This window comes from Streptomyces sp. NPDC057474 (assembly GCF_042802555.1).
Taxonomy (GTDB): Bacteria; Actinomycetota; Actinomycetes; order Streptomycetales; family Streptomycetaceae; genus Streptomyces.
In genome coordinates, this window is sequence record NZ_JBHVDX010000330.1 from 1 (window position 1) to 7,806 (window position 7,806).

6 protein-coding genes and 1 pseudogene are annotated in these 7,806 nt (G+C 67.7%); 6 read left to right on the forward strand and 1 reads right to left on the reverse strand.

The annotated features are described in order from the left end of the window. Nucleotides 1-234, reverse strand: a pseudogene (locus tag ACFU53_RS44640) (hypothetical protein); the annotation flags it as partial. A gap of 259 nt (nt 235-493) precedes the next feature. Between ACFU53_RS44640 and ACFU53_RS44645 the strand changes: the two are divergent. The 6 genes from ACFU53_RS44645 (at nt 494) to mmsB (ending at nt 7,805) form a co-directional block, all read left to right on the forward strand. Then, nucleotides 494-1,651, forward strand: coding sequence for a mandelate racemase/muconate lactonizing enzyme family protein (locus ACFU53_RS44645; RefSeq protein ID WP_384005698.1), 1,158 nt, complete (start codon nt 494-496; stop codon nt 1,649-1,651). Then, a complete protein-coding gene (locus tag ACFU53_RS44650) occupies nt 1,648-2,670 on the forward strand; it encodes a zinc-binding dehydrogenase (RefSeq protein ID WP_384005700.1) in 1,023 nt (340 codons plus the stop codon). The genes ACFU53_RS44645 and ACFU53_RS44650 overlap by 4 nt, the downstream gene beginning before the upstream one ends. 125 nt (nt 2,671-2,795) lie before the next feature. Continuing rightward, entirely contained in the window at nt 2,796-3,764 is a 969-nt protein-coding gene (locus tag ACFU53_RS44655) for a hypothetical protein (protein ID WP_384005702.1), read from the forward strand. A 106-nt stretch (nt 3,765-3,870) separates the two neighbouring features. Then, nucleotides 3,871-4,980 (forward strand): multiple monosaccharide ABC transporter substrate-binding protein, encoded by a 1,110-nt coding sequence (chvE, locus tag ACFU53_RS44660; RefSeq protein ID WP_384005704.1) that lies wholly within the window; start codon nt 3,871-3,873, stop codon nt 4,978-4,980. A 33-nt stretch (nt 4,981-5,013) separates the two neighbouring features. After that, a complete protein-coding gene (gene mmsA, locus ACFU53_RS44665; RefSeq protein WP_384005708.1) occupies nt 5,014-6,564 on the forward strand; it encodes a multiple monosaccharide ABC transporter ATP-binding protein in 1,551 nt (516 codons plus the stop codon). Next, the gene (gene mmsB, locus ACFU53_RS44670) at nt 6,561-7,805 is read left to right on the forward strand and encodes a multiple monosaccharide ABC transporter permease (protein WP_384005706.1); all 1,245 of its coding nucleotides are present in this window, start codon (nt 6,561-6,563) and stop codon (nt 7,803-7,805) included. The genes mmsA and mmsB overlap by 4 nt, the downstream gene beginning before the upstream one ends. The last annotated feature ends 1 nt before the right edge of the window (nt 7,806 follow it).

Here is a 7,806-nt window from a genome sequence, read left to right on the forward strand (position 1 = left end):
GCCGGCCCGCACGCCGCGGCCGCGGCTCTGGGACCGGGATCGGGCGCGGTGCCCGCCGCTCGGGCTCTCGGGCGCGGTGTCGTCCTCGAACGCGTCGTCGCGTTCGAGGACGGCCGTGTCGTCCCGGGCGGACAGCGCGTCCGCGTGGGCCCGGCACTCTTCGGCCGACGCGCCGCACCCCGAGCAGGAGAGGGCGCCATTGAGGTGCCGTTGGCACGGGTGGCAGTAATCCATGACGCCGGAAGATTATGTTCCGCAGCGGTGACGTTCCCGGGTGGGCCCGTGAAAGTTGTGTAGGAACCTCGTGGACCGGCGCGTCGGGGCGGGGACGGTCCGGATCATTTGCCCGTCATCCCGACCCTTCGGCCGCCATCGACCCGAAACCGTTATGCGTTCGACCCATTGACACTCCGACCGGGTCGTCCTTACTGTCGCGACCAGCATTTCGAACGAGCGACGAAATTTCGAACAGACACAGAGGACAGGGAGTACCGTGCGCATCACGGGAATCAGCACGCACGTGGTCGGGACGCCGTGGCGGAACCTGACCTACGTCCAAGTGCACACCGACGAGGGACTCACCGGCGTCGGCGAGACCCGCATGCTGGGCCACACCGACGCGCTCCTCGGCTATCTGCACGAGGCACAGACCAATCACATTCTCGGCTCCGACCCGTTCGCTGTCGAGGATCTGGTCAAGCGCATGAAGTACGGCGACTACGGACGGGCCGGCGAGATCGTCATGTCCGGCATCGCCGTCATCGAGATGGCCTGCTGGGACATCAAGGGCAAGGCCCTCGGCGTACCGGTCTGGCAGTTGCTGGGCGGCAAGGTCACCGACAAGGTCAAGGCGTACGCCAACGGCTGGTACACCACCGAGCGCACCCCCGAGGCGTACCACAAGGCGGCCCAGGGGGTCATGGAGCGCGGCTACAAGGCGCTCAAGATCGACCCCTTCGGGACCGGCCACTTCGAGCTGGACCACCAGCAGAGCCTGTACGCGGTCTCCCTGATCGAGGCCGTGCGCGACGCCATCGGGCCGGACGCCGAGCTGATGCTGGAGATGCACGGCCGGTTCTCGCCCTCTACCGCCGTCCGGCTGGCCAAGGACCTGGCGCCCTTCAAGCCCGCGTGGCTGGAGGAGCCGTGCCCGCCGGAGAACCTGAAGGCGCTGGAGAAGGTCGCCGCCAAGGTCGACATCCCGGTCGCCACGGGTGAGCGGATCCACGACCGGATCGAGTTCCGGGAGCTCTTCGAGAGCCAGGCCGTGGACATCATCCAGCCCGACGTCGGCCACATCGGCGGCATCTGGGAGACCCGCAAGCTGGCCGCGACCGCCGAGACCCACTACACGCTGGTCGCGCCGCACAACGTGGGCGGACCGGTGCTGACCGCGGCCTCCCTCCAGGTCGGCTTCACCTCCCCGAACTTCAAGATCCTCGAGCACTTCAACGACTTCGCGGACGCGGAGATCAAGAAGGTCGTCTCCGGGGCGCCCGAGGTCGTGGACGGCTACTTCCACCTGTCCGACAAGCCCGGCCTCGGGGTCGAGCTGGACGTGGACGCGGCGGCGGAGTTCCCGCAGCAGCAGGCCCGCTTCGACCTGTGGGCCGAGGGCTGGGAGCAGCGCAAGCCCAAGGGGACCGAGTGAGCGCCTCGCCCGACGCGGCCACCGCCGTCGTCATCGAGGCGCCGGGCGAGCACCGGCTCGTCCCGCACGAGCCCCGGCAGCCGGAGGCCGGCGAGGCCCTGGTCCGGGTGCACGCCTCGGGGATCTGCGGCAGCGACCGCGAGGTCTTTCAGGGCAACCGGCCGGAGGGGTACGTCCGTTACCCCCTCACGCCGGGCCACGAGTGGTCCGGAACGGTCACGGCCGTGGGTGACGGTGTCCCTTCAAGTCTTGTAGGCCGCAAGGTCGTGGGCGAGGGCTTCCGGAACTGCCAGGTGTGCGACCGCTGCCACGCGGGCGAGACCACACTGTGTTCGGCGGGGTACGAGGAGACCGGGTTCACCCAGCCCGGCGCGATGGCCACGACCCTCACGCTGCCCGCCCGTCTGCTGCACGTTCTGCCGGACGACGCGGATCTGACGGCGGCGGCGCTGCTGGAGCCGGCCGCGTGCATCGCGGCCGCCGCGCTCAAGGCGAACGCCGTCCCGGGCGAGCGGGTCGCCGTGGTGGGCACGGGGACGCTCGGCATGTTCGCCGTTCAGTTCCTGAAGGCGGGCTCGCCGGCCGAGTTGCTCGTCGTGGGCACCCGTCCGGACCGGGCGGAGCTGTCGAAGCGGTTCGGTGCCACGGACTTCCGCACCAAGGACCAGGAGCTTCCCGGCGACTTCGACGTCGTCATCGAGACCGCCGGGTCCGCGGACGCGGCGCGCACGGCCGCCGCCCTGCTGCGGCGCGGCGGGCGGCTGGTCCTGACGGGCATCCCGGCGCCGGGCGCGGACGGGCTCGACCCGACGGATCTCGTCGTACGGCAGCTGGAGGTGCACACCGTGTTCGGCGCGGCGCCGGACGCCTGGGCGCACACCGTGCGGGTCTTCGGGGCCGGGCTGCTGGATCCGCTGCCGCTCGTCACGCACGAGCTGCCGCTGGAGGAGTTCCCGCAGGCCATCGAGTTGGTCGGGTCCGGCGACCCGACGGTCGGAAAGGTCCTGCTGCGGCCATGACACACCCCTGAGCCGTACGCCGGTACGGGGCTCCCTGACGACTTCGTACCGGCGTACACCCAAGAGCTCCGTGCACCAAGAGCCGCGAACCTTGTCCGAAATATCGAACCTGTGAAGGACAGCTTGTGACCGACACCACCGCTCCCGCGCCGCGCCGACCCGGCGAGCAGGCGCTTGCCGCGCTCGGCCTGGGCGCGCCCGCCCTCGACCCTTCCGACGCCTCCCCGCACTCCTTCCCCGGCGGCGGCAGCTGGCGCACCGAGGTGCCCTCCGTCGAGGGGCCCGAGGCGCTCGCCGTGGTCCTCAAGGAGGCCTCGCGGCTCGATGTGCCGATCCACCGGATCAGCCAGGGCAGCGGCGTGTGGATGCTCACCGACGCCGAGATCACCGAGATGGTGGAGGCGACGGCCGAGCGCGACATCGAGCTCTGCCTGTTCACCGGCCCACGCGGCACCTGGGACATCGGCGCCTCCACCCGTACCGACTCCAAGGGCGCCGGCCTCAGGGCCCGCGGTCACGACGCGGTCGCCGGGTGTGTCGAGGACGCCGTGCGCGCGACCGAGCTGGGTGTGAAGTGCCTGCTCGTCGCCGACGAGGGCGTGCTGTGGACGCTGCACAGGGCGCGGGTGGAGGGGATCATCCCGGCCGACACGACCTTCAAGGTGTCGGCGCTGATCGGACCGGTCAACCCGACCGCGTACGCCGTGTACGAGAACCTCGGCGGCGACTCGATCAATGTGCCCAGCGATCTGACGCTCGACCACCTCACCGAGATCCGGCGGGTGTCCGGCGCCCCCATGGACATGTACATCGAGGCCCCGGACGACCTCGGCGGCTATGTGCGGATGTACGAGGTCGCCGAGCTGATCCGGCGCGGCGCGCCGATCTATCTGAAGTTCGGCCTGTCGAAGACCCCCGGGATCTACCCCTACGGGCACCACATGCGGGACCTCACCCTGTCCACGGCCAAGGAACGCGTACGGCGCGGCCGGCTGGCCCTGGACCTCCTCGCACGGCACGGAGCGGACGGCGACATGGCGCCGCTCGGCTCGCGGCTGCCGGGCGAGCTGAAGCGGTTCGGAACGCCTGCATAACGTTCCGGAAACCCCCCCTTCACAGAACCCGACGCAGTCGCACAGACTCCGACACAACTCTTCGCCCGTCCGGGTCCCGGCCTCATAAACATCAAGGAAGATGATCATGCGTACTCGCCGAGCCGCTCTCGCCTCCATAGCCACCGCCGCCTCCCTGGCCCTGACCCTCTCGGCCTGTGGCCAGAGCTCCGAGGGCGGCAGCGCGGAGGACTCCTCGGGCAGCACCAAGGGCGCCACCATCGGCATCGCGATGCCGACCAAGTCCTCCGAGCGCTGGATCTCCGACGGCAAGAACGTCGTCGCGGACCTGGAGTCCAAGGGCTACAAGACCAAGCTGGTCTACGGCGAGGACAAGCCCGAGCAGCAGGTCTCCCAGATCGAGAACCTGATCGCCCAGGGCGTCAAGGCGCTGATCATCGCGGCGATCGACAACAAGTCGCTGGACAACGTGCTGCAGCAGGCCAAGGACGCGAACATCCCGGTCATCTCCTACGACCGCCTGATCCTCAACAGCCCGAACGTCGACTACTACGCCTCCTTCGACAACAGCAAGGTCGGCGAGCTCCAGGCCAACTACATCGTCGACAAGCTCGGCCTGAAGGACGGCAAGGGCCCCTTCAACATCGAGCTCTTCGCCGGCTCGAACGACGACAACAACACCAAGTACTTCTTCGGCGGCGCGATGAGCGTCCTGCAGCCGTACATCGACGACAAGAAGCTCGTCGTCCAGTCCGGTCAGAAGGAACTCACCCAGGTCACCACCCTGCGCTGGGACGGCGCCACCGCCCAGCGGCGTATGGACGACATCCTCACGAAGTCGTACAAGAGCGAGAAGGTCGACGCGGTGCTCTCGCCGTACGACGGCATCTCCATCGGCATCCTGTCGGCCCTGAAGTCGGACAGCTACGGCTCCAAGAGCAAGCCGCTGCCGGTCCTCACCGGCCAGGACGCCGAGCTGGCCTCGGTGAAGTCGATCATGGCGGGCGAGCAGACGCAGACGGTCTACAAGGACCTCCGTGAGCTGGCCAAGGTCGCCTCGAACATGGTCGACGCGGCCCTGAACGACAAGAAGCCCGAGACCAACGACACCAAGACCTACGACAACGGGTCCAAGGTCGTCCCGGCGTACCTCCTGGAGCCGGTCAGCGTCGACAAGGCCAACTACGAGCAGGTCCTCGTCGACGGCGGTTACTACACGGCCGACCAGCTCAAGTAAGCGTCGACCCTTTACTGATTGGAAGGCACGACCATGGCGGGACCCGTCCTGGAAATGCGCTCGATCGTCAAGACCTTTCCTGGTGTCAAAGCGCTGTCGGACGTCTCACTGACCGTCCGCCAGGGCGAGGTCCACGCCATCTGCGGTGAGAACGGCGCCGGAAAGTCGACCTTGATGAAGGTGCTCTCCGGTGTCCATCCGCACGGCAGCTACGAGGGCGACATCCTCTTCGAGGGAGACGTCTGCGAGTTCAAGGACATCCGGGCGAGCGAGCAGCGCGGCATCGTCATCATCCACCAGGAGCTGGCGCTGGTGCCGTTCCTGTCGCTCGCTGAGAACATCTTCCTGGGCAACGAGCACGCCTCGCGCGGGATCATCAACTGGAACGACACCCTGCGGCACGCCTCCGAACTGCTGCGCCGGGTCGGTCTGGACGACCACCCGGAGACCCGCGTCGCCGACATCGGCGTGGGCAAGCAGCAGCTCGTGGAGATCGCGAAGGCGCTGTCGAAGAAGGTGAAGCTGCTCATCCTGGATGAGCCGACCGCCGCCCTGAACGACGAGGACAGCGGCAAACTCCTCGATCTGATCCTGGAGCTGAAGAGCCAGGGCATCACCTCGATCATCATTTCCCACAAGCTCAACGAGATCCGCAAGGTCGCCGACTCGGTGACGATCATCCGCGACGGGAAGTCCATCGAGACCCTCGATGTGAAGGCCGAGGACACCACCGAGGACCGGATCATCTCCGGCATGGTCGGCCGCGACCTCGACCACCGTTTCCCCGAGCGCACCCCGCACGAGGCGGAGGTGGACGCGGCTCCCGCCCTGGAGATCCGCGACTGGACCGTGCACCACCCGATCGACCAGCAGCGCAAGGTCGTCGACAACGTCTCGATCCATGTGCGGCGCGGGGAGATCGTCGGTATCGCGGGTCTGATGGGCGCCGGCCGTACCGAGCTCGCGATGAGTGTCTTCGGGCGGACGTACGGTCGGTACGCGGGCGGCACGGTCCTCAAGGACGGCCAGGAGATCCGTACGAAGTCCGTCCCCGAGGCGGTCAAGCACGGGATCGCGTACGTCACGGAGGACCGCAAGCACTACGGCCTCAACCTCATCGACACCATCAACCGGAACATCTCACTGAGCGCCCTGGGCAAGGTCGCCAAGTACGGGGTGGTCGACGAGCACGAGGAACGCCAGGTCGCCGAGAGCTACCGCAAGTCCATGAACATCAAGGCGCCGACCGTCTTCGAGCCGGTGGGCAAGCTGTCCGGCGGCAACCAGCAGAAGGTCGTCCTCAGCAAGTGGATCTTCGCGGGGCCGGACGTGCTGATTCTGGACGAGCCGACGCGCGGTATCGACGTCGGCGCCAAGTACGAGATCTACACGGTCATCGACAAGCTGGCCGCTGAGGGCAAGGCGGTCGTCTTCATCTCCTCCGAGCTGCCTGAGCTGCTCGGGATGTGCGACCGCATCTACACGATGGCCGCAGGACGGCTGACAGGCGAGTTCCCGCGTGCCGAGGCCACGCAGGAATCGCTGATGCGTCAGATGACGAAGGACAAAGAGGTAACCCGATGAGCACGGATGTGACCGCCAAGAGCCCGGCCCCCGCGCCGCCCGGCAAGAGCGGGAGCGCGGCGGGCGGAGGTCTGCTCCAGCTGATGCTGGACGGCCTGCGACGCAACATGCGGCAGTACGGCATGCTGATCGCCCTCGGCGTGATCGTGGCGCTGTTCGCGGTGTGGACCGACGGCGACCTGCTGCTGCCGCGCAACGTCTCCAACCTGGTGCTGCAGAACAGCTACATCCTGATCCTCGCGATCGGCATGATGCTGGTCATCATCGCGGGCCACATCGACCTGTCGGTCGGCTCGCTGACCGCGTTCGTCGGCGCCTTCGCGGCCGTACTCACCGTGCAGCACGACGTCTCCTGGCCCGTCGCCGTGGTGCTCTGTCTGCTGGTGGGCGCGGTGGCCGGCGCGATCCAGGGCTACTTCATCGCGTATCTCGGGATACCGTCGTTCATCGTCACCCTCGCCGGGATGCTGACCTTCCGCGGTGTCACGGAGATCCTGCTGGAGGGCCAGACCCTCGGTCCCTTCCCCGAGGGCCTGCAGAAGATCGGCAACGGCTTCCTGCCGGAGACCGGCCCGCAGACGAACTACCACAACCTCACCCTGCTCCTCGGCCTCGTCCTGATCACCTTCGTGGTGCTCCAGGAGGTCCGGGACCGCAAGCGTCAGCGGGAGTTCTCGCTCGACGTGGCGCCGTTCAACATCTTCCTGCTCAAGCTCGTCGCGATCGTCGCCGCGCTGCTCACCGTCACCATGCTGCTCGCCAGCTACAAGGGCGCGCCGATCATTCTGATCATCCTCGGTCTGCTGGTGGTCGGTTACGGCTACGTCATGCGCAACTCGGTCTTCGGCCGCCACATCTACGCGATCGGCGGCAACCTGCCGGCGGCGAAGCTGTCCGGCGTCAAGGACAAGAAGGTCACCTTCTACGTCTTCCTGAACATGGGCGCCCTCGCGGCCCTGGCGGGTCTGGCGATCGCCGCCCGCCTCAACGCGGCCGGCCCGAAGGCGGGTCTCAACTACGAACTGGAGGCCATCGCCTCGGCGTTCATCGGCGGCGCGTCCATGAGCGGCGGTGTGGGCACCGTCCTCGGCGCGATCATCGGCGGTCTCGTCCTCGGTGTTCTCAACAACGGCATGAACCTCCTCAACGTCGGCTCCGACTGGCAGCAGGTCATCAAGGGCCTGGCCCTGCTGGCGGCCGTCGGGTTCGACGTGTGGAACAAGCGCAAGTCCGGTTCGTAGG

Coding starts and splice junctions, on each gene's coding strand:
- mmsB (WP_384005706.1), top strand. CDS start 6,561: ATGAGCACGGATGTGACCGCCAAGAGCCCGGCCCCCGCGCCGCCCGGC.
- chvE (WP_384005704.1), top strand. CDS start 3,871: ATGCGTACTCGCCGAGCCGCTCTCGCCTCCATAGCCACCGCCGCCTCC.
- mmsA (WP_384005708.1), top strand. CDS start 5,014: ATGGCGGGACCCGTCCTGGAAATGCGCTCGATCGTCAAGACCTTTCCT.